This window comes from Dermacoccus sp. PE3 (genome assembly GCF_001021715.1).
GTDB classification, from domain to species: Bacteria; Actinomycetota; Actinomycetes; order Actinomycetales; family Dermatophilaceae; genus Dermacoccus; species Dermacoccus abyssi.
In genome coordinates, this window is record NZ_LDCM01000005.1 from 86744 (window position 1) to 107831 (window position 21088).

At 68.4% G+C, this 21088-nt stretch carries 13 protein-coding genes and 1 tRNA gene; 11 read left to right on the top strand and 3 right to left on the bottom strand.

Features of this window, described 5'->3' with window-relative positions; translation table 11 throughout:
• Positions 1–162 precede the first annotated feature (162 nt).
• The 7 genes from gltB (at position 163) to AA983_RS13040 (ending at position 10070) form a co-directional block, all read left to right on the top strand.
• The gene (gene gltB / locus AA983_RS13010) at positions 163–4707 is read left to right on the top strand and encodes a glutamate synthase large subunit (RefSeq protein ID WP_047312723.1); all 4545 of its coding nucleotides are present in this window, start codon (positions 163–165) and stop codon (positions 4705–4707) included.
• Complete coding sequence (locus tag AA983_RS13015; RefSeq protein WP_047312724.1) at positions 4700–6157, top strand: glutamate synthase subunit beta; 1458 nt, start codon at positions 4700–4702, stop codon at positions 6155–6157. The genes gltB and AA983_RS13015 overlap by 8 nt, the downstream gene beginning before the upstream one ends.
• 144 nt (positions 6158–6301) lie before the next feature.
• Positions 6302–7759 (top strand): pyruvate kinase, encoded by a 1458-nt coding sequence (gene pyk, locus AA983_RS13020; protein WP_047312725.1) that lies wholly within the window; start codon positions 6302–6304, stop codon positions 7757–7759.
• A 135-nt stretch (positions 7760–7894) separates the two neighbouring features.
• Positions 7895–7975 (top strand) — tRNA-Leu (locus tag AA983_RS13025).
• A gap of 85 nt (positions 7976–8060) precedes the next feature.
• Complete coding sequence (locus tag AA983_RS13030) at positions 8061–8525, top strand: hypothetical protein (protein ID WP_047312726.1); 465 nt, start codon at positions 8061–8063, stop codon at positions 8523–8525.
• Positions 8526–8606: 81 nt separating this feature from the next.
• Positions 8607–9419, top strand: coding sequence for a shikimate 5-dehydrogenase (locus AA983_RS13035; protein WP_047312727.1), 813 nt, complete (start codon positions 8607–8609; stop codon positions 9417–9419).
• A 48-nt stretch (positions 9420–9467) separates the two neighbouring features.
• Positions 9468–10070 carry an ANTAR domain-containing response regulator gene (locus tag AA983_RS13040; RefSeq protein ID WP_369798815.1) on the top strand — a complete coding sequence of 201 codons (603 nt, stop codon included), beginning with the start codon at positions 9468–9470 and terminating at the stop codon, positions 10068–10070.
• Between the two features lie 13 nt (positions 10071–10083).
• Here the strand turns inward: AA983_RS13040 and AA983_RS13045 are convergent, their stop codons facing one another.
• Positions 10084–10533 (bottom strand): PaaI family thioesterase, encoded by a 450-nt coding sequence (locus AA983_RS13045; protein ID WP_047312876.1) that lies wholly within the window; start codon positions 10531–10533, stop codon positions 10084–10086.
• A 47-nt stretch (positions 10534–10580) separates the two neighbouring features.
• On the opposite strand from AA983_RS13045, the gene polA reads away from it, so the two are divergent.
• The gene (gene polA / locus AA983_RS13050) at positions 10581–13250 is read left to right on the top strand and encodes a DNA polymerase I (protein ID WP_047312729.1); all 2670 of its coding nucleotides are present in this window, start codon (positions 10581–10583) and stop codon (positions 13248–13250) included.
• A gap of 30 nt (positions 13251–13280) precedes the next feature.
• Here the strand turns inward: polA and AA983_RS13055 are convergent, their stop codons facing one another.
• Together AA983_RS13055 and AA983_RS15005 are read right to left on the bottom strand one after the other, a co-directional pair.
• The gene (locus tag AA983_RS13055; protein WP_052947139.1) at positions 13281–14255 is read right to left on the bottom strand and encodes an NDP-sugar synthase; all 975 of its coding nucleotides are present in this window, start codon (positions 14253–14255) and stop codon (positions 13281–13283) included.
• A complete protein-coding gene (locus AA983_RS15005; RefSeq protein ID WP_052947140.1) occupies positions 14252–16171 on the bottom strand; it encodes an acyltransferase in 1920 nt (639 codons plus the stop codon). The genes AA983_RS13055 and AA983_RS15005 overlap by 4 nt, the downstream gene beginning before the upstream one ends.
• A gap of 94 nt (positions 16172–16265) precedes the next feature.
• On the opposite strand from AA983_RS15005, the gene AA983_RS13065 reads away from it, so the two are divergent.
• The 3 genes from AA983_RS13065 (at position 16266) to AA983_RS15010 (ending at position 21012) form a co-directional block, all read left to right on the top strand.
• Entirely contained in the window at positions 16266–16922 is a 657-nt protein-coding gene (locus AA983_RS13065; RefSeq protein ID WP_156170422.1) for a hypothetical protein, read from the top strand.
• A 101-nt stretch (positions 16923–17023) separates the two neighbouring features.
• Positions 17024–19027, top strand: a complete 2004-nt coding sequence (locus tag AA983_RS13070; RefSeq protein ID WP_047312731.1) for an acyltransferase family protein — start codon at positions 17024–17026, stop codon at positions 19025–19027.
• Positions 19024–21012 (top strand): acyltransferase family protein, encoded by a 1989-nt coding sequence (locus tag AA983_RS15010; protein WP_052947141.1) that lies wholly within the window; start codon positions 19024–19026, stop codon positions 21010–21012. The genes AA983_RS13070 and AA983_RS15010 overlap by 4 nt, the downstream gene beginning before the upstream one ends.
• Positions 21013–21088 lie beyond the last annotated feature (76 nt).

Here is a 21088-nt window from a genome sequence, read left to right on the forward strand (position 1 = left end):
TGAGATGAGGGTGTCCGCTTTCTGAGCGAAAACGCTCGACAGTCGATAGTCTTCTCGTGCCCGCAGGCCAACGCCGTCCCGCGGTTTGTTCCGAACACTGCTCGACGCACGTGCCGTCTCACGACGATGCGTGCGTCCCGACGACGAACAGGACGGTGAGCCATGTCAGCGCATGCTTTCTCCGCCCAACCATCCGCCCAGGGGCTGTACGACCCCACCTTCGAGCACGACGCCTGCGGTGTCGCTCTCGTCGCGACGATGCGCGGCCACGGCGGCCACGACATCGTCAATGCAGCCCTTCTGGCCCTGACGAACCTCGAGCATCGCGGCGCCACCGGCGCCGACCCGCTCGTCGGTGACGGCGCCGGCATCCTCACCCAGATTCCCGACGAGTTCCTGCGCGCCGTCGTCGACTTCGACCTGCCGGCCAAGGGCGAGTACGCCGTCGGTATCGCGTTCCTGCCGCAGGATGCGGACGGTCAGTGGGCCGTCGGCGAGAAGTTCGACGCCATCGCCGAGGAGGAGGGCCTCACGGTTCTCGGCTGGCGCGACGTTCCGGTCGACCCGAGCGTCGTCGGTGAGTCGGCCCGCGAGACGATGCCCGTCTTCCGCCAGGTCTTCCTCGCGGCTGCCGACGGGAGCGTCAGCGGCCTCGAACTCGATCGTCGTGCCTTCTGCGCCCGCAAGCGTGCCGAGCACGACCTCGACGTGTACTTCGCGTCCCTGTCGGCGCGCACCATGGTCTACAAGGGCATGCTCACCACCGCGCAGCTGGAGCAGTTCTACCCGGACCTGTCCGACGAGCGTTTCGCGACGGCCCTCGCCCTCGTGCACAGCCGCTTCTCGACGAACACATTCCCGAGCTGGCCGCTGGCGCACCCGTTCCGCTTCATCGCGCACAACGGTGAGATCAACACCGTCCGCGGTAACCGCAACTGGATGAGCGCCCGTGAGTCGCAGCTCGAGAGCGACGTCCTGCCGGGCGACATCTCGCGTCTGCTGCCGATCTGCACGCCGGACGCCTCCGACTCGGCCACGTTCGACGAGACGCTCGAACTGCTCCACCTGTCGGGCCGCAGCCTGCCGCACGCCGTGCTCATGATGATCCCCGAGGCGTGGGAGAACCACGCCGAGATGGACGCCGCTCGCCGCGCGTTCTACGAGTACCACGCAGCGTTCATGGAGCCGTGGGACGGCCCTGCGTGTGTCACGTTCACCGACGGCAGCCTCATCGGTGCCGTTCTCGACCGCAACGGCCTTCGCCCCGGCCGCTACTCGGTGACCAAGGACGGCCTCGTCGTCCTCGCCTCCGAGGCCGGCGTGCTCGACCTGCCGCCCGAGGACGTCGTCGAACGCGGCCGCTTGCAGCCGGGCCGCATGTTCCTCATCGACACCGAGGCCGGGCGCATCGTTCCCGACGACGAGATCAAGTCCCAGCTCGCCGCGGAGCGCCCGTACCAGCAGTGGCTCGACGAGGGCATCGTCAAGCTGGAGAACCTGCCGGACCGCGAGCACGTCATGTACTCGCAGAGCTCGGTCGAGCGCCGCCAGCAGACGTTCGGCTACACGCACGAGGAACTCAAGATCCTCCTGTCGCCCATGGCTCAGACGGGCGCCGAGGCGCTCGGCTCGATGGGCACCGACACGCCCGTGGCCGTGCTCAGCTCCCGGCCGCGGCTCCTGTTCGACTACTTCACGCAGCTCTTCGCGCAGGTCACCAACCCGCCGCTCGATGCCATCCGTGAGGAGCTCGTCACGAGCCTCGGCACGACGATGGGTCCGGAGTCGAACCTTCTCGGCGACGGTCCGGAGCATGCGCGTCAGGTCGAGCTGGGCTTCCCGGTCATCGACAACGACGAGCTCGCCAAGATCGTCCACATCAACGCCGACGGCGACCAGGAGGGCTTCGCGGCCTACGTCATCCGCGGCACCTACCGGGTCGACGGGGGAGCGAGCGCCCTCAAGGCACGCCTCCAGGGCATCTTCGCGGAGGTGAGCCAGGCGATTGCCGACGGCCACCGCTTCGTCGTGCTCTCGGACCGTGACAGCAACGCCGAGTTCGCCCCGATCCCGTCGCTCCTGCTCACGGCAGCCGTGCACCACCACCTCATCCGCGAGAAGACGCGCATGCAGGTCGGCCTCATCGTCGAGGCCGGCGACGTGCGCGAGGTCCACCACGTGGCCCTGCTCGTCGGCTACGGCGCGGCCCTCGTCAACCCCTACCTCGCGATGGAGTCCGTCGAGCAGCTCGCCCGTGACAGCGCGCTCGGTGACATCACGCCCGAGCAGGCCGTGAAGAACCTCATCAAGGCGCTCGGCAAGGGTCTGCTCAAGGTGATGTCGAAGATGGGCATCTCCACGGTGGCCTCCTACCGCGGTGCGCAGGTCTTCGAGGCGCTGGGCCTCAGCCAGGAACTCGTCGACGCGTACTTCACGGCCACGACCTCCCGCCTCGGCGGTGTCGGTCTCGACGTCGTCGCGGCCGAGGTCGCGGCGCGTCACGCGAAGGCGTACCCGAGCGACGGCCAGGGACCGAGCCACCGCACGCTCGAGGTCGGCGGCGAGTACAAGTGGCGTCGCGAGGGCGCACCGCACCTGTTCAACCCGACGACGGTGTTCCGCCTCCAGCACTCGACGCGCTCGCGCCGCTACGACATCTTCAAGCAGTACACACAGGCCGTCGACGACCAGTCGGCGGAGCTCATGACGCTCCGTGGCCTGTTCAAGTTCGCCTCCGACCGCCCGTCGATCTCGATCGACGAGGTCGAGCCGGTGAGCGAGATCGTCAAGCGCTTCTCGACGGGTGCCATGTCGTACGGCTCCATCTCGCGTGAGGCCCACGAGACGCTCGCCGTGGCGATGAACCGCCTCGGCGGCAAGTCGAACACCGGTGAGGGCGGTGAGGACGTCGAGCGCCTGCTCGACCCGACGCGCCGCAGCGCCATCAAGCAGGTGGCCTCCGGCCGCTTCGGCGTGACGTCGCTCTACCTCACCGAGGCCGACGACATCCAGATCAAGATGGCCCAGGGCGCCAAGCCCGGTGAGGGTGGTCAGCTGCCCGGCCCGAAGGTCTACCCGTGGGTGGCGCGCACGCGTCACGCGACGCCGGGCGTCGGCCTCATCTCGCCGCCGCCGCACCACGACATCTACTCGATCGAGGACCTGGCCCAGCTGATCCACGACCTCAAGAACGCCAACCCGAGCGCGCGCATCCACGTGAAGCTCGTCTCCGAGGTCGGCGTCGGCACGGTCGCCGCGGGTGTCTCCAAGGCCCACGCGGACGTCGTGCTCATCTCCGGTCACGACGGCGGGACGGGCGCCTCGCCGCTCACGTCGCTCAAGCACGCGGGTGGCCCGTGGGAGCTCGGCCTCGCCGAGGCCCAGCAGACGCTGCTGCTCAACGGCCTGCGCGACCGCATCGTCGTCCAGACGGACGGCCAGCTCAAGACCGGCCGTGACGTCGTCATCGCGGCCCTGCTCGGTGCCGAGGAGTTCGGTTTCGCCACGGCTCCGCTCGTCGTCTCCGGCTGCATCATGATGCGCGTGTGTCATCTCGACACCTGCCCCGTCGGCATCGCGACGCAGAACCCGGAGCTGCGCGAGCGCTACTCCGGCAAGCCCGAGTTCGTCGAGACGTTCTTCGAGTACATCGCCGAAGAGGTGCGCGAACTGCTCGCCGAGCTCGGTTTCCGTTCGATCGCCGAGGCCGTGGGACACGTCGAGGCCCTCGACACCGACGAGGCCGTCGAGCACTGGAAGGCCAGCGGCATGGATCTGTCGCCGATCTTCGCCAAGGCGGAGATGCCCTTCGGTGGCGACCTGTACAACTCCCAGGGCCAGGACCACCACCTCGATGTAGCACTCGACCACGAGCTCATCGAAAAGGCCAAGGCCGCGATCGAGAACAAGGAAGCAGTCGCGTTCGAGACGAAGGTGTCCAACGTCAACCGCACCGTCGGTACGATGCTCGGCCACACGCTGACGAAGCGTTACCGCGACGAGCAACTGCCCGACAACCTCGTCGACATCACCCTGCGCGGTGCTGCGGGGCAGAGCTTCGGCGCCTTCGTGCCGAAGGGGCTCACGCTGCGCCTCGTCGGTGAGGGCAACGACTACGTCGGCAAGGGCCTGTCGGGTGGACGCATCATCGTGCGCCCCGACACCGACACGGCCCTCGTCGCGGAGGAGAACGCCATCGCCGGCAACGTCATCGCCTACGGTGCGACGAGCGGCGAACTGTTCCTGCGCGGCAAGGTCGGCGAACGCTTCTGCGTGCGTAACTCCGGTGCCACCGCCGTTGTCGAAGGCGTCGGTGACCACGGGTGCGAGTACATGACGGGCGGTCGCGTCCTCATCCTCGGCCCGACGGGACGCAACTTCGCGGCCGGCATGTCCGGCGGCGAGGCCTACGTCCTCGACCTGCGCGAGGAACTCGTCAACGCCGAACTCGTCGACATCACCGGCCTGCGGGAGAGCGACGAGGAGATCGTCAAGGAACTGCTCACCCAGCACGCCGAGGAGACCGGTTCGGCCGTCGCCACGTCACTGCTCGAGGACTGGCCCGCCAGCCTCGTGCGCTTCTCGCTCGTCACGCCGCGTGAGTACCAGCGCGTGCTGAGCATCCGAAAGGACGCCGAAGGCATGGGCGTCGACCCCGACAGTGCCCAGGTGTGGGACCAGATCATGGAGGTGTCGTCTCGTGGCTGACCCCCGCGGATTCCTCAAGACCCGTGAGCGCGAGCTCCCGGCCCGTCGCCCCGTTCCCGTTCGTATCCGTGACTGGAAGGAGGTGTACGAGGAGCAGCAGCTCGGCACCCTGCAGCGTCAGGCCGGCCGATGCATGGACTGCGGCATCCCGTTCTGTCACTCGGGCTGCCCCCTCGGAAACCTCATTCCGGAGTGGAACGACCTCGCGTGGAAGGGGGAGTGGGAGGAGGCCATCGAGCGCCTTCACGCCACGAACAACTTCCCCGAGTTCACCGGGCGCCTGTGCCCGGCGCCGTGCGAGACGGCGTGCGTGCTCGGCATCAGCCAGCCCGCGGTGACGATCAAGCAGATCGAGAAGACCACCGTGGACGAGGCGTTCGAGCGTGGCCACGTCGCGCCGCAGGTGCCCACGCGCCTGACGGGCAAGACGGTCGCCGTCGTCGGCTCCGGCCCTGCCGGTCTCGCAGCGGCCCAGCAGCTCACGCGCGCCGGTCACACCGTGGCCGTCTACGAGCGTGACGACGCGCCCGGTGGCCTCATGCGCTACGGCATTCCCGAGTTCAAGATGGAGAAGGCCGTCCTCGACCGCCGCATCGACCAGATGAAGGCCGAGGGCACCCGGTTCCGCTGCAACAGCGAGATCGGCGTGACGATGACGGCGGAGTCGCTGCGTGCGCGCTACGACGCGGTCGTCCTCGCCATGGGCGCCACCGTGCGTCGCGACCTGCCGGTCGAGGGCCGCGAGTTCAAGGGCACCTACCAGGCCATGGAGTACCTGCCCCAGGCCAACCGTGTCTCGCTCGGCGGCGAGGTGGAGGACCAGATCCTCGCCACCGGTAAGGACGTCGTCGTCATCGGTGGCGGTGACACCGGCGCCGACTGCATCGGCACCGCGCTGCGTCAGGGCGCGAAGTCGGTGACGAGCCTCGAGATCATGGCGCGTCCGGGTGAGGACCGCCCGACGAACCAGCCCTGGCCGACCTACCCGATGATCTTCCGTGTCGCCTCGGCGCACGAGGAGGGCGGCGAGCGTGTCTACTCGGCGTCGACGAAGGAGATCATGGGCGACGCCGACGGCAACGTCACGGGCCTCAAAATCGTCGAGGTGACGTTCGAGAACGGAAAGTTCAACGAGGTCGAGGGCAGCGAGCGGGTCATCCCTGCGCAGCTCGTGCTCCTCGCCATGGGCTTCCTCGGCCCGCAGGGCGAAGGTCTGCTCGAGCAGCTCGGCGTCGAGAAGGACGAGCGCAGCAACGTCAGCCGTGACGCGAACTTCATGTCGAGCGTGCCCGGCGTGTTCGTTGCAGGTGACTGCGGCCGCGGTCAGTCGCTCATCGTGTGGGCCATCGCCGAGGGCCGTTCAGCGGCCCACGGCGTGGACACCTGGCTCATGGGCGACTCGACGCTCCCGGCGCCGATCGCGCCCACGGATCGTCCGCTGACGGTCTGATCGCAGCCTCGAAGGCCCTCGTTCGCAGCACGCGGACGGGGGCTTTCGGCGTCCCCGAGCGGGTACTCACCAGTAGGGCAATTCGGGGGTCTCAGCGCGCGATACCGCGTGATGTGTGCCTTCGACGGGGGCTAGGGTTGAGGCATGCGTCGCGCAAAGATCGTAGGAACTCTAGGTCCCGCATCCGAAACCCCCGAACGTATCCGTGAACTCGTCGAGGCCGGCCTCGACGTGGCCCGCTTCAACCTTTCGCACGGCTCGTACGACGAGCACCAGACGCGTCTCGACAACGTCCGCGCTGCTGCCGAGGCAACCGGTCGCGCTGTCGGCGTCCTGGCCGACCTGCAGGGCCCGAAGATCCGCACGGCTCGTTTCTCGGGTGGCCCGGTCGAACTCGCCAAGGGCGACCGCTTCACCATCACGATCGAGGACGTCGACGGCAACGCCGAGCGTGTCGGTACGACGTACAAGGGTCTGCCGGGTGACGTGAAGGTCGGCGACGACCTGCTCATCGACGACGGCAAGGTCGCACTGCGTGCCGTCGAGGTGACCGACACCGACGTCATCACCGAGGTCGTCGTGCCAGGCACTGTGTCGAACAACAAGGGCATCAACCTGCCCGGCGTGGCCGTCAGCGTTCCGGCCCTGTCCGAAAAGGACGAGGCCGATCTGCGCTGGGCGCTCAAGGCCGGTGCGGACCTCATCGCCCTGTCGTTCGTTCGTGACGCCGCCGACATCGTGCGCTGCCACGAGATCATGGACGAGGAGGGTATCCGCCGCCCCGTCATCGCCAAGGTCGAGAAGCCGCAGGCCGTCGACAACCTCGAGGAGATCGTCGAGGCGTTCGACGGCATCATGGTGGCCCGCGGTGACCTCGGTGTGGAGCTCCCGCTCGAAGACGTCCCGCTCGTGCAGAAGCGGGCCATCGAGTTGGCCCGCCGCGCGGCGAAGCCCGTCATCGTCGCCACGCAGGTGCTCGAGTCGATGATCGAGAACCCGCGCCCGACGCGCGCCGAGGCCTCCGACTGCGCCAACGCGGTGCTCGACGGCGCGGACGCCGTCATGCTCTCGGGCGAGACCTCGGTCGGCGCCTGGCCGGTCGAGACGGTGCGCACGATGGCGCGCATCATCGCCTCCACCGAGGACCACGGTCTCGACCGCGTTCCGGTGCTCGGCACGAAGCCGAACACCAAGGGCGGCGTCGTGACGAAGGCCGCTGTCGTCGTGGCCACCGAGCTCGACTGCAAGTACCTCATCAACTTCACGACCACCGGTGACTCCGCGCAGCGCATGTCGCGTCTGCGACCGAGCACGCCGATCGTCGCGTTCACGCCCGACCCCGTCGTGCGCGCCCAGTTGGCGCTCGTGTGGGGCATCGAGACGATCTGCCGCCCGAAGGTGCGTCACACCGACGAGATGGCGCAGCAGGTCGACGAGATCTTCCTCGGCGACGGTCGCGTGTCCGAGGGCGACCTCGTCGTCATCGTGGCCGGCTCTCCGCCCGGAATCCCCGGCTCGACGAATGCGCTCCGCGTCCACAAGATGGGTGACGCGAAGAACCGGGTGGCTCCTGCGTACAACGCGGTGGGCACCGAGGCCTGATCGGCCGACCGGTCTCGAAACACCCCTGACAAGCCCACGTTTCCGTGCGCTGTCGGGGGTGTTTCGCGTCTGTGGCCATGGGCTGTCCCGATGACGGCGACGGGCCCGGCGTCGGCTAGCATGTCCGGGTCACGCGCCGACGTGGTGGAACGGCAGACACGGAGCACTCAAAATGCTTTGCCTTCGGGCGTGGGGGTTCGAATCCCCCCGTCGGCACACCGGGGTTCGTCAGGAATGTTGGACCCGCAAGGCCCTCGTCCGGCACCGGACGAGGGCCTTCGTCCTCTCACTGGAGGCATGAATGACCGAGATAGACTCGCACCTCAGTTTCGAGGACGCACCGCGCGAGCTGGAGGCGATCTCGTTCGCCCTCGACTCCTCCGGGTGGATGGACTGCACGTTCGCGGCGAGCGACGGGGTCCCACTCACGGTTCGGGTGAGCTACGTCTCGGACGTTCTGACCGACTTCCTCGATGCCGCGTGGACGCTGGCGACGGAGTCGTCGCGCGCTGCGAGCTTCGTTCTTCACCGCGAACCTGACGCGACGATCGTCGGATGCCTCGCTACCGAGAACGACGTCCTGCTGTTGATCACCTCGAGCGACGACCGTCGTGCGTATCGCTTCACGTCAACGTCCGGGCGTTTGGCGCGGTTGATCTCTGACGGCGTCGCAGCCGTCGATCGGGGCGCGTACCTCGACACCTGGCCGACGCATCCGTTCTCGGAAGAGCGGCTCAGCAACCTCGGTGAGCTCTTGGGCGCTTAGCAAGGTGTGTCGCGCCCAGTGGGCCGCGTACCCGTAGAGCGCCGGGGTGAAGCCCTCGCGGCGCCTCAGTAGGGTTGGGCCATGCTCTCGAAGGACACCCAGCTGTGCATCTCGATGTCGGGCAACCCGAGCAACATCGGCACGCGCTTCCACAACCGCCTCTACGACGAACTCGGGCTCGACTACGTCTACAAGGCGTTCTCGCCCCCCGACCTCGAGCAGGCCGTGGCGGGCATCAGGGGGCTGCCGATCCGCGGCGCCGCGGTGAGCATGCCGTTCAAGGAGCAGGTCATTCCCATGCTCGACCGGCTCGACGAGTCGGCGAAGGCCATCGATTCGGTCAACACGATCGTCAACGACGACGGAGTCCTCACCGGGTACAACACCGACTACTCGGCCGTCGCCTCACTCCTGGCGAGCCACGGCGTGCCGACCGACCTGACGATCGCCGTGCGGGGGAGCGGCGGCATGGGCAAGGCCGTCGTCGCAGCCTGTCGGGACACGGGATTCACCCACGGAACCGTCGTCGCGCGCAACGTGGACACGGGCCGTGCCCTCGCCGAACAGTACGGCTGGGAGCACTCGCGCGAGGTGCCGGAGGGAACTCACGTCCTCGTCAACGTCACGCCGCTCGGCATGGCCGGGGGCGAAGGGGAGGGCCAACTCAGCTTCACCGAAGCGGAGATCGACGCTGGGGACTGGATCGTCGACGTCGTCGCCAAGCCGAGCGAGACCCCACTCATCGCGGCGGCGCGTGAGCGCGGCAAGAGCGTCATCACCGGGGCCGAGGTCATCGCACTCCAGGCCGCCGAGCAGTTCGTCCTCTACACGGGCGTGCGTCCCACCGACGAGCAGATTCGCGCGGCGTCGGAGTTCTCCCGCTCCAAAGCATGATTGGCTGCGTGATCGAGTCGTGTTCGACGCGGGCTTAGGATGCTCCGGGTGACGACGAACAGCGCTGAACCGACGAACACCCTTCCCCGCGTCGTGGTGGCCGAGGACGAGGCCCTCATCCGCCTCGACCTCGTCGAGATGCTCGAGGCGGGCGGCTACGACGTCGTCGCGGCGGTTTCCGACGGCGAGGCAGCACTCGCCGCCGTTCGCGAGCATCGCCCCGACCTGGCCGTGTTCGATGTCAAGATGCCGGCCAAGGACGGCATCAGCGCCGCAGAGGAGATCGGCCGCGAGCACCTCGCGCCCGTCGTGTTGCTCACCGCGTTCAGCGACAAGCACCTCGTCGACCGTGCTGGTGATGCGGGCGTCATGGGTTACGTCGTCAAGCCGTTCACCTGGAACGACCTCGGCCCGGCGCTCACCGTCGCGCTGCGTCGCTGGAGTGACACCCGGTCGCTCAGTGACGAACTCGAGGAGATGAAGACGCGCTTCGAGGCGCGCAAGTCGCTCGACCGTGCCAAGGGGCTGCTCACGACGAAGCTCGGCCTCGACGAGCAGGCCGCCTTCCGGTGGATCCAGAAGACGGCCATGGATCGGCGCCTGTCGATGCAGCAGGTCTGCGACGGTGTCATCGCCGAGTTCGGCGACTGACCCTGCACTCAGTTCACTGGTCGCGCAGCATGCACGTGATGCGTGCCGTGCAGGTGCGCCGCCCCTGGTCGTCGGTGATGACGACGTCGTAGGCCGCGAGAGTGCGACCGAGCGACAAGGCGGTCGCCGTCGCCGTCACGATGCCCGAACGCGCCGAGCGGTGGTGCGTGGCGTTGATGTCGAGGCCGACCGCGTAGCGGCCCGGGCCCGCGGCGATTGCCGCACCGATCGAACCCACGCTTTCGGCGATGACGACGTTCGCGCCGCCGTGGAGGAGACCGTAGGGCTGGGTGTTTCCCTCCACCGGCATCGTCGCGACGACGCGCTCGGCGCTGGCCTCGACGATCTCGATGCCCATGCGCTCGTCGAGCGTTCCCTTGCTCATCTCGCGCAGCATCGCGAGTTCGTCGTCGGTGGCGGGGCGGTTCTCCGCGGCGGAGGAGGGGCGGGAAGCTTCGGTCATGTCGGTCGCCTTTCGGGTTGTCAGTGTCGGGACATAGGCTGCCATGTGTGAAGCGCTTGTTGTTGCTGGACGGTCATTCCCTCGCCTACCGGGCGTTCTTCGCGCTGCCCGCGGAGAACTTCTCCACCTCCACGGGGCAGCACACGAACGCCGTGTACGGCTTCACCTCGATGCTCATCAACGTCCTGCGCGACACCGAACCCACCCACCTCGGTGTGGCCTTCGACGTGTCGCGTCAGACGTTCCGCACCGAGGAGTACGCCGAGTACAAGGCGGGGCGCGCCACGACGCCGAACGAGTTCAAGGGGCAGGTCAGCCTCGTCAAGGAGGTGCTCGACGCCATGGGCGTCGCGCACATCGAACTCGACGGCTACGAGGCCGACGACATCCTCGCCACCCTGACCACGCAGGCCGTCGATCAGGGCTTCGACGAGGTGCTGCTGTGCTCCGGTGACCGTGACGCCCTGCAGCTCGTGGGGGAGAAGGTCACCGTCCTGTATCCGGTCAAGGGCGTCTCCGAACTGACGCGCATGACGCCGGCCGCCGTCGAGGAGAAGTACGGCGTTCCGCCCGAGCGCTACAGCGACCTCGCGGCCCTCGTCGGTGAGAAGTCCGACAACCTGCCCGGCGTGCCCGGCGTCGGCCCGAAGACGGCCGCCAAGTGGCTCACGACCTACGGCGACCTCACCGGTCTCGTCGCCTCTATCGACCAGATCAAGGGCAAGGCCGGCGAGTCCGTGCGTGCCCATCTCGACGGTGTGCTGCGCAACCGCCGCCTCAACCAGCTGCTCACCGACGTCCCGCTCGACCTCGGACCGGACGACCTCGTGCGAGCGGACTGGAACCGTGACGAGGTGCACCGCGTCTTCGACGGTCTCGAGTTCAAGGTGCTGCGCGACCGCCTCTTCGCCACGCTCGGTACGAGCGAGCCGGAGGCCGAGGGCAACGTCGACGTCGACGGCGAGGTCGTTGCCGAGGGCGGCGCCGAGAAGGCCCTGGCCTCACTCACCGGACGCACCGGCGTCCACGTCCTCGGCACCTGGGCTCGCGGCACCGGTGACGCTGCCGGCATCGGTCTCGCAGGTGACGACGGTCGCGCGCTCTACATCGACCTCACCGCGCTCACACCGGACGACGAGAAGGCCCTCGCCGCCTGGCTCGCCGACGAGTCCAAGCCGAAGGCGATGCACGACGCCAAGGGCCCGATGCACGCCCTCGACGCGCGCGGCCTCACGCTGCGCGGCCTGACGAGCGACACCGCGATCGCCGCCTACATCGTGCGACCCGACCAGCGCTCGTACGGCTTCGTCGACCTCCTGTTGCGTTACTGCCACATCGAACTCCCGCAGGCGGGTGACGCTGCCACCGGTCAGGGCATGCTCGACCTCGGCGGCACTGCCACGGCCGAGACCGACGACGTCATGGCACGCGCAGCAGCCGTCGCCAAGCTCGCCACGGCGCTCGACGAGGCCGTCGCCGAGGTCGGGGGCACCGAGCTCATGGCCGACCTCGAAATGCCCGTCGTCGACGTCCTCGCCGGTATGGAGAAGGCCGGTATCGCCGTTGACCTCGACGAGCTGCAGAACCTCGAGAGCGACTACGACGCCCTCGTCGTCCAGGCTCAGCACGACGCGTGGGACGCCATCGGCGGCGAGCAGGTCAACCTCGGTTCGCCCAAGCAGCTGCAGACAGTGCTCTTCGAGACGCTCGGCATGCCGAAGACGAAGAAGACGAAGACCGGCTACACGACGGATGCCGAGGCTCTCGCCGACCTCTACGAGAAGGAGCCGCACCCCTTCCTCGAGGCGCTCCTGCGCCACCGCGACTCCTCGAAGCTGCGTTCGACCGTGGCCGGTCTCATCAAGTCGGTCGCGGGCGACGGCCGGATCCACACCACGTACCAGCAGACGATCGCGGCCACGGGCCGCCTGAGCTCCACCGACCCGAACCTGCAGAACATCCCGATCCGCACCGAGTCGGGCCGCCGCATCCGACGCGTGTTTGTCGTGGGTGAGGGCTACGAGTGCCTCATGTCGGCCGACTACTCGCAGATCGAGATGCGCGTCATGGCGCACCTGTCCGGCGACGAGGGCCTCATCCACGCGTTCAACGAGGGCGAAGACCTGCACCGCTTCGTCGGCTCCCGCGTTTTCGGCGTCGAGCCCGACGGCGTCACGCCCGAGATGCGCGCCAAGGTCAAGGCCATGTCGTACGGCCTGGCCTACGGCCTGTCGGCCTTCGGCCTGAGCAAGCAGCTACGCATCTCCACCGCCGAGGCCCAGCGCCTCATGGACGGCTACTTCGAGCGCTTCGGCGGGGTGCGTGACTACCTGCGTCATGTCGTCGACGACGCGCGCGCCGTCGGTTACACCGAGACGATGATGGGCCGCCGCCGTTACCTGCCCGACCTCGCGAGCGACAACCGTCAGCGCCGCGACATGGCCGAGCGCATGGCGCTCAACGCGCCCATCCAGGGCAGCGCGGCCGACATCATGAAGAAGGCGATGCTCGGGGTCGACGAGGCATTGCGCGACGGCGAGTACGCCTCGCGCGTCCTGCTTCAGGTGCACGACGAACTCATCCTCGAGATCGCCGAGGGTGAACGCGAGGCCGTCGAGAAGCTCGTGCGTGAACAGATGGGATCGGCCGCCGATCTCGACGTTCCGCTCGACGTCAACGTCGGCACCGGCGCGAGCTGGCAGGACGCCGAGCACTGATATCGGGTCGCCCGGCTGAGTGAGACTCGTTCAGCGGCGCTCGTCGACCTCCAGTACGGCGTCGGCGAGTCGCAGCCCGGGGCTCACCCGAGCCCCGTCGCCCAGAACACAACCCTCGAGGTGCGCGCCGTCACCGATGACGCAGCCCGGCCCGAGCACGCTGTCGGTGAGCACCGCATCGGCGCCGATCTGGGCACCCGGCATGACGAGGCAGCGCTCGACGCGAGCCGTGGGGGCGACCTGGGCGCCGAGCAGAACACTCGTGGCGTTCGGGCGGTCGCTCGGGACGTGATCCCGGGCCCACGCCAGGTTCGCCGCGAGCAGCGCGGCGGGTGTTCCGATGTCGGCGAAGCGCGCGTCTTCGCGGTAGACCCGCACACCCTCGTCGAGCGCCACGGCTCGGGGGAACACGTCCCGCTCGAGCGAGACCACCTCGCCGGCCGGGATGAGATCGAGCAATGACGGGCTGACGACGTACGTGCCGGCGTTGACGAAACCGGCAGGTGCGCCGGCGGGCTTCTCTTCGAACCGGGTGATGCGGTCACCGTCGAGATGGAGCAGGCCGAAGGCACTCGCGTCATCGACCGGTCGCGCGTGGATCGTCGCCAGGGGTGCGCCGGCGTGGACATGCGCGCGCACGTGCGCGGCGAGGTCGTGGTCGCTCACGAGGTCGCCGTTGATGACGACGAGCGCGTCGTCCGGGTGAAGCGTGAGCCCGGCGCACGCGTGTTTCAGCGCGCCACCGGTGCCCCGCGGCTCGGGCTCACGGGTGTAGCGCAGGTGGAGCCCGAAGCGCTCACCGTGGCCGAGCGCCGGCAGGAAGGCCTCGGCGTGGTGGGCGGTCGCCAACGTCACGGAGTCCACTCCCGCGGCGGCGAGGCGACGAAGCTGGTGAGCGATGACGGGCTCGTCACCGATCGGGAGAAGATGCTTCGGCGTGCGTGTCGTCAGCGGCATCATCCGTGAGCCGTAGCCGCCCGCGAGGATGACGGCGTGAAGGCTCACTTCGCGGTGTCCTTGCGGATCTGCGGTGCGATCCACGACCACATGATGGGTCCGGAGACGGATGTGTAGTGCAGAGCGTCCTCGTAGAGCTCCTGGCCGTTGAGTTTGCCGTGGTACGTGCCGCCGGGGCACAGCCGGTCGAACTGCGACAGGAACTGCACCTTGTTCTGCGCAGCCCACTGCTTGGCGACCCCGTTGAGGTGACGCACCTTCGCGGTGTCGTTGAGGGACGGCGGATTCTGGCCGAACGTCGGCATCTCGTGGCAGGCGAGGTCGAGCAGCACCGGGCGCTTCACCCGGGATTCCTTGGACTTGGCGAGCATCGAGTCGAGCGAGGAACGGATGAAGGCGTCGTGCTCGGCGCTGCCCGCCTTCAGCCGTCGGCCGTCGACTTCGTAGTCGTCGAGCAGGTTCTGCGGCAGGAAGTACAGCATCGTGTCTGCCTCGAAGAGCCCGAGGTGCCAGTTCTTCCAGAACGTGCGGCAGGCCGCGGGGATGGGGGCAGGTTTGCCGTTGAGGATCTGCTGACCGGGGAAGGTGGTGCAGCCGAAGCTCGTCGACTCCGAGACGTCGAGGTCGGTGAACCGTGTGGACGGGAAGTTCACCATGAGGCTGTGCGGAATGGAGTTACCCACGACGACGACGCGCTGCGAGGCGCCCGGCTGGTACGACGGCACCGCGTACGTGAGTTCGCCGCCTCCCGCACCGGTCTCCTCGGTCGGGTTACCGCTGGTGACCCTCGGGAGCGCAACCGTACCCACGGCGACGGCAGCACAGGCCGTCACCGCGACCAGGCGGGAGATCCTGGGCGAGCGGGGCACCAGACCGCGCAGTCCACCCGCCCGGATCGGCGCCTCGAGGTAGCGGTAGGTCAGCGTCGCGAAGACGATCGACAGGACGGCCTGCACGAGCGCGGCGGCAGCGGTGCTCATGCCCAGACGCTCAGGCGAGAGGAAGACGTGTACGGGCCAGTGCCACAGGTACAACGCGTAACTGATGAGGCCGATCTGCCGCAGTGGCTCGAACGAGAACGCCCGCTGAAAGGCGTTCGCGTGCGGTGACGCCGCGGCGAGGATCGCGGGCAGCGTCAGAAGACAGACGACGACGAGGCCGCCGCGGAAGACGAGCGGCGAATCCTCGGAGAGGGCGACGAACGCAACGAGCAGCGCCGCGAGGCTCGGCCAGGCGAGCTTCGAGATGGTCTCGACCCAGCGCGACGGGCGTTCGTGCCCCCATTGGCTCGGACCGACCCACGCGCCGATCGCAGCGCCGATGAGCAGTTCGAAGGCGCGGGTGTCGGTGCCGTAGTAGACGCGCGTCGGGTCGACGTCCGGCACGTAGAGGTAGGCCATCCAGGCAGCACTGGCGGCGGCAGCGACGGCGAAGACGAGCGCGAGCGTCCAGCGGCGGTGGACATACCGCGCGAGGACGAGGAACAGCAGCGGGAAGAGGAGGTAGTACTGCTCCTCGATGGCCAGCGACCAGGCGTGGCGCAGCGGAGAGGGAACGCCGTTGGCGTCGAAGTAGGCCTCGTTGCTCGCGAGGAGGCGCCAGTTCTGGACGTAGAAGAGCGTCGCGAGAGTGTCGAGCGCCACCGAGCTGCGTCGTCCCGAGGGTGTCCAGAAAGCTGCCGCCGCCAGCACCGCGATGAGCACGGTGATGAGGCTGGGCAGCAGGCGTCGGGCGCGGGCAGTCCAGAAGCGGCGCAGGTCGATGCGGCCCGAACGGGCGTACTCGCGCACGAGGAGACTCGTGATGAGGTAACCCGACAGGACGAAGAAGAGGTCGACACCGAGCCAGCCGCCCTGAACCCCCACCGGCCAGAGGTGAAAAACGAGAACGGCGAGGACGGCGACGCCACGAAGTCCGTCGAGCGCCGGGCGGTAACCCGACGAAGTGGGTGCGCGACGTGGCACGGGGTGGGCCTCTCGACGGGAACAGGACAATGGGCGCGAGTCTATTTGCCGAATGGCCGGGCCGCAGGCGGTTCCACTTCGCTAGCATGCGGGCATGTCGAACCAGTCAGACACTCGTACAGTGACGTCGCTGCGCCCCGGAACGAAGGTCGCGCTCATCGTCGCCACCGGATTCCTCGCGGTGGCCGCGTACTTCTTCCTCACGCCGACCAGCTTCATGGGCAAGGACGGCGGCCTCTTCGGCTGCGGTAGCCCGATGTCACCGAACACGAACGGTCTGGCCAAGGGCCAGTGCGGCATCCTCGAGGACGTCGCACGCAATCAGAGCTTCCTCTTCCTCGCCCTCGCCATCATCACCGCCGCCCTCGGCTTCCTCCTCTTCGGCTCGGAGCCGGCAGCGCAGACCCGCGGCGCCCGCACCCGCCTCGAGGACGAGGCCGTGGAGGACGACGACGTCGACGACGCCGACTCCGATCGCCGCCCGGGCCTCCTCGCCGGTCGCACGGAGCGCCAGAGCGAGCGCACCAAGGAGCCGCGCCGTCGGCCCCGTTTGGGTGACGAGGACGAGCACGACACTGAACGCGACGAGCGTCGTCGCGCGCGGTTCCTCGATGACGATGACGACGAGGACGACGCCCCTCGCAAGGTCCGCCGCACGCGCCTGGTCGACGACGAGGACGACGACGATGTGCGTCCGGCGCGCCGTCGCGCGCGCTTCGACGACGACGAGCCCGACACGGTTCGCGACTGACTGCCGCACTGACGGCAACGGGCTCACCCGCTCCGATTCGTCGGTGGGTGAGCCCGTCGCCGTGAGCGGACGCTCGCACGCGTTCGATCGGAGAGGAACTCATGGCCGCACGGCTCTTCGCCCACCGTCCTGGCCTGGACGGCATCCGCGGCTACGGCATGGTCGTCTTCATGCTGTGGCACGTGGGGGCGCTCACGGTTCTGCCGGGGCTGTGGGTGTTCATGAACGTCTTCTTCATCCTCTCCGCCTTCCTCATCACGCGTCTGCTCCTCGCCGAGCGGCGTAGCTACGGCGACATCAGCGTTCGCGATTTCTACGTCCGACGGGTGCGGCGCCTCGGCCCGGCACTGCTCGTCATGCTCGGCGCGGTGACGCTCGACGGGCTGTTCTTGGCCCCCGATGAGGAGAAGGCGTTCCTCAAGGGCGACATCCTCGCCACCCTCACCTACGTCATGAACTGGCGTCTCGTGGCCCGTGACGATCAGTACTTCGAGGCCTTCAGCCACCCGAGCATCACGCGGCACGCGTGGAGTCTGTCGGTCGAGGAGCAGTTCTATCTCGTCGTGCCGTGGCTCGTCGTGGCCGTACTGGCCCTGGGGCGTACGCGCCTGGCGAGGACCCTTCCGTTCGTGCTGCTCGCCGGACTCAGTGCCCTGTGGGCCACGCGGTTGGACCTCGTCGGGCTGGGTGGTCAGTCGCACGCCTACTACGGCACGGACATCCGCGTTCAGGCCTTGGCGCTCGGCGTCGCGGCGGGCGTGTGGAGCGGGCACCGGGGGAGCGGCGGGGCGCTGCTCAAACCCCGCGACCCGCGTGATCCCCTCGACGACGGCCGCCCGTGGATCGAGATCGTCGGGTGGCTCGGGCTGGCGGCCACGCTCGTCGCGTTCGTCACGATCGAGCCGCTCGAACCGTGGATGTTCTCGCGCGGCGGGATGCTGCTGACCTCCATCGCGGCGACGGCGTGGATCATCGGCTGTGCGCAGAGGCGCGCCACACCCCTCGTTCGCGTGTTCTCCCTGCCACCCGCGGTCTACACGGGCAAGATCTCGTACGGCCTCTACCTGTACCACTGGCCGATCTTCATCTGGCTCTCGCGCTACCTCACCGGCGTCAACGTCTGGGTTCTTGCGGTGCTGACGCTCGCCCTGTCCTACGCGGCGGCCGCCGTGAGCTACCGCTTCCTCGAACGGCCGATCATGAAGCACGGACTCGGCGCGTTCGGTCGCCGTCGGACGGGGGCCGCAGGCTTCGCAGGGATGGCCGCGGTCGTCGTCGGCGCGCTCTTCGTCTCGGGAGGTACGGCGCAGGCCACCGCACCCGTGCGCGACGAGAGCGTCCCGCAGAAGGTGGCGAACATCCCCCAGCTCGTCGAGGGGCAGCCGACGTTCACGGCGCCGAAGCCGCCGACGAAGGTCGCGCTGTTCGGTGACTCGGTGCCGTTCCACCTCGTCTCCCGTTTTCCCAGCGGCAACTTCCCGGGCCTTGAGGTCGTCAACCTCGGCACACCCGGTTGTGACATCGTCGACGCCCCTGTGCAGTGGACACCGACGGTGGCGCTCGGCGCCGACGCCGCGTGCCGGCAGAACAAGGCGACCTACGAGGAGAAGGTGCGTACCTCGGGCGCCGAGACGTTCGTCATCTTGCCCAGTCTCCAGCTCGCGCTGCGCCACCATCTCAGAGGACGCACGGTGTGGCTCGACGACCCGGCGTACGTTGCTGCCGTGCGCTCGAAGCTCTCCGAACTCACGACGAAGGCCGAGGCGGCCGGGGCGCGTTCGGTGCAGATCACCACCGTTCCGTGCCGACGGATGAGCGAACTCAACCTTCCGCCCCAGTACCGTACGGAGCTGAGCCGCTCACCCGAACTCGTGGCCGAGGCCGAGAACCCCAAGCGCCTCAACACCCTCATCAGGACCTGGGCGAAGGAGGAGAACGTGCCTGTCGTCGACCTCGCCTCCGCCGTGTGCGGTGACGGTTACCAGCCGACGCTGCACGGCAAGAAGGTCTACGAGGACGGCATTCACTTCTCGCCCGAGGCAACCCCGATGATCTGGGGCTGGCTCGCCCCGCAGTTTCTGAGCAAGGCAGGTGGACGTCCGTGACGGGCAGCACGCGCGCACAGCGACGCAGCGGCAAGGGCGTTCGCACGCCGTGGCGCTATGCGGCGCTCGACGGGTACCGCGGCCTGTTCGTCGTCCTCGTCATCGCCTACCACTTCGGCGTGACGGCGCTCGTCGGTGGCTGGGTCGGCATCAACCACTTCTTCGTCTTCTCCGGCTTCCTCATCACTCGCCTGCTCCTCAAGGAGCGCCAGAAGACGGGGCGCATCGACGTCCGCCGCTTCTACGTCCGCCGGGCCCGCCGCGTTCTCCCCGCGATGTTCGTGCTCGTCGCCGCGGTGCTCGTTCACACGGCCTTCTTCACCGACGCGGAGCAGCGCAAGGAGTACGCCGGCGACGCTTTCGCGACGCTCGGGTTCTTCCTCAACTGGCGACTCATCAGCCGTGGCGACGCCTACTTCGACCAGTTCGTCGACCCGTCGCCGCTGCGTCACGCGTGGACGCTCTCGGTCGAGGAACAGTTCTACGTCATTGTCCCCTTCCTCGTGCTCGCCCTCGTCGCCCTCGCCCGTCGCCGGGGCGCGAAGGCCGGCATCGCTCTCGCTCTTGCGGCGGTGAGCGCCTGGTGGACGGCGCAGCTCGGCTTCGAGACGCCGCAGGACCAGACGCGCCTCTACTACGGCACCGACACCCGCGTGCAGGCTCTGCTCGTCGGTGTTGCGCTGGGCTGTCTGCTCGGACTCGGCAACGACAAACGGGGCCCGGTGCTCCCTCCACGCGCCGTGACGCAGGCGCTCGGCGTCATCGGCTTCGGCGTCTCGGTCTCGGCGGTCTTCCTCCTCGACCCGAGCACCACGTGGGTCTACGACCGCGGTGGCATCCTGCTCTTCGCCGTCGGCGCCGCCCTCATGGGGTGGTCGAGCGTCGACCCGCGCAACCTGCTCATCAACCGCATCTTCGGGTGGGAGCCCCTGGCGTTCCTGGGCCGCATCTCGTACGGGCTCTACCTCTACCACTGGCCCATCAACCTGTGGGTCGACGTGCCGGGCCTCCCCGACATCGCCGAGGCCGTGCTCAAGGGTGCGCTCACGTTCGCCGCTGCGTACCTCAGCTTCCGCTACATCGAAGTGCCCGTCCTGCAGAACGGCGTCAAGGGTCTGCTGCCGAAATCCACTTCCGGCACGCGGCAGTTCGTCGCCGTCGGTTCGGCACTGGCCCTCGTCCTCGGTTCAGGCCTCATGTGGACGATGACCCGAGTCAGCGGCCCGCCGCAGTACGTGGCGAACGTTGCCGACCTCGTGCCGGGGCAGAAGGCCTACCCCATGACCTCGAGCCGGACCACGGTGGCCATGGTGGGCGACTCGGTGCCCCTCAAGCTCGTCGAGAACTACCCGTCGCTCAATTTCCCGGGGCTCCACCCCGTGGCTCTGGCCGTGCCGGGCTGCGACGTGCTCGACATCCCGATCGTCGATTCCAAGAGCAAGATCGTGCCCAACCCGAATGACTGTGCCTCCCTCAAGCGCGACCTGACGTCGAAGGTTCGCGGCTCGGGTGCGGAGGCCGCCGTCCTCATGCCCGGCGTGCAGCTCGCCTCGCGGCACATGCTCGACGGCCGAAAGGTGTGGATCGACGACGCCGCCTACCGCGACCTCGCGAAGAAGCGTCTCACCGAGACCGTCGGGAAGATCCGCGCCGGGGGAGCGCAGCGTGTCTACGTGACGACGGTGCCGTGCCGTCAGGCCGATCTGTCCGTCCTCCCGCCCGAGGACGCCGCCGCGATGCGCGCCGACGGCCCTGCGCTCGCCGAGTCGCAGCGACCCGACCAGGTCAACGCCCTGATCCGTGAGTGGGCGTCCGAGGAGCACGTGCCGCTGCTCGACCTCGCGAGGACGGTGTGCAGCAATCCCTTCCAGCCCGAGGTGAGCGGTAAGCGGCTGTACACCGACAGCGTCCACTTCTCCGAGGAGGCCACACCGATGATCTGGAAGTGGCTGGCGCCCCAGGTTCTGGCGACTGCCCAGCGCTGAGGCGCATGAGGTGGCATTCTTGTGCCGCCCGAGTTCGCCGACACCGTCCGTGGTCCGCCGTGTGCGTTCGGGCCTC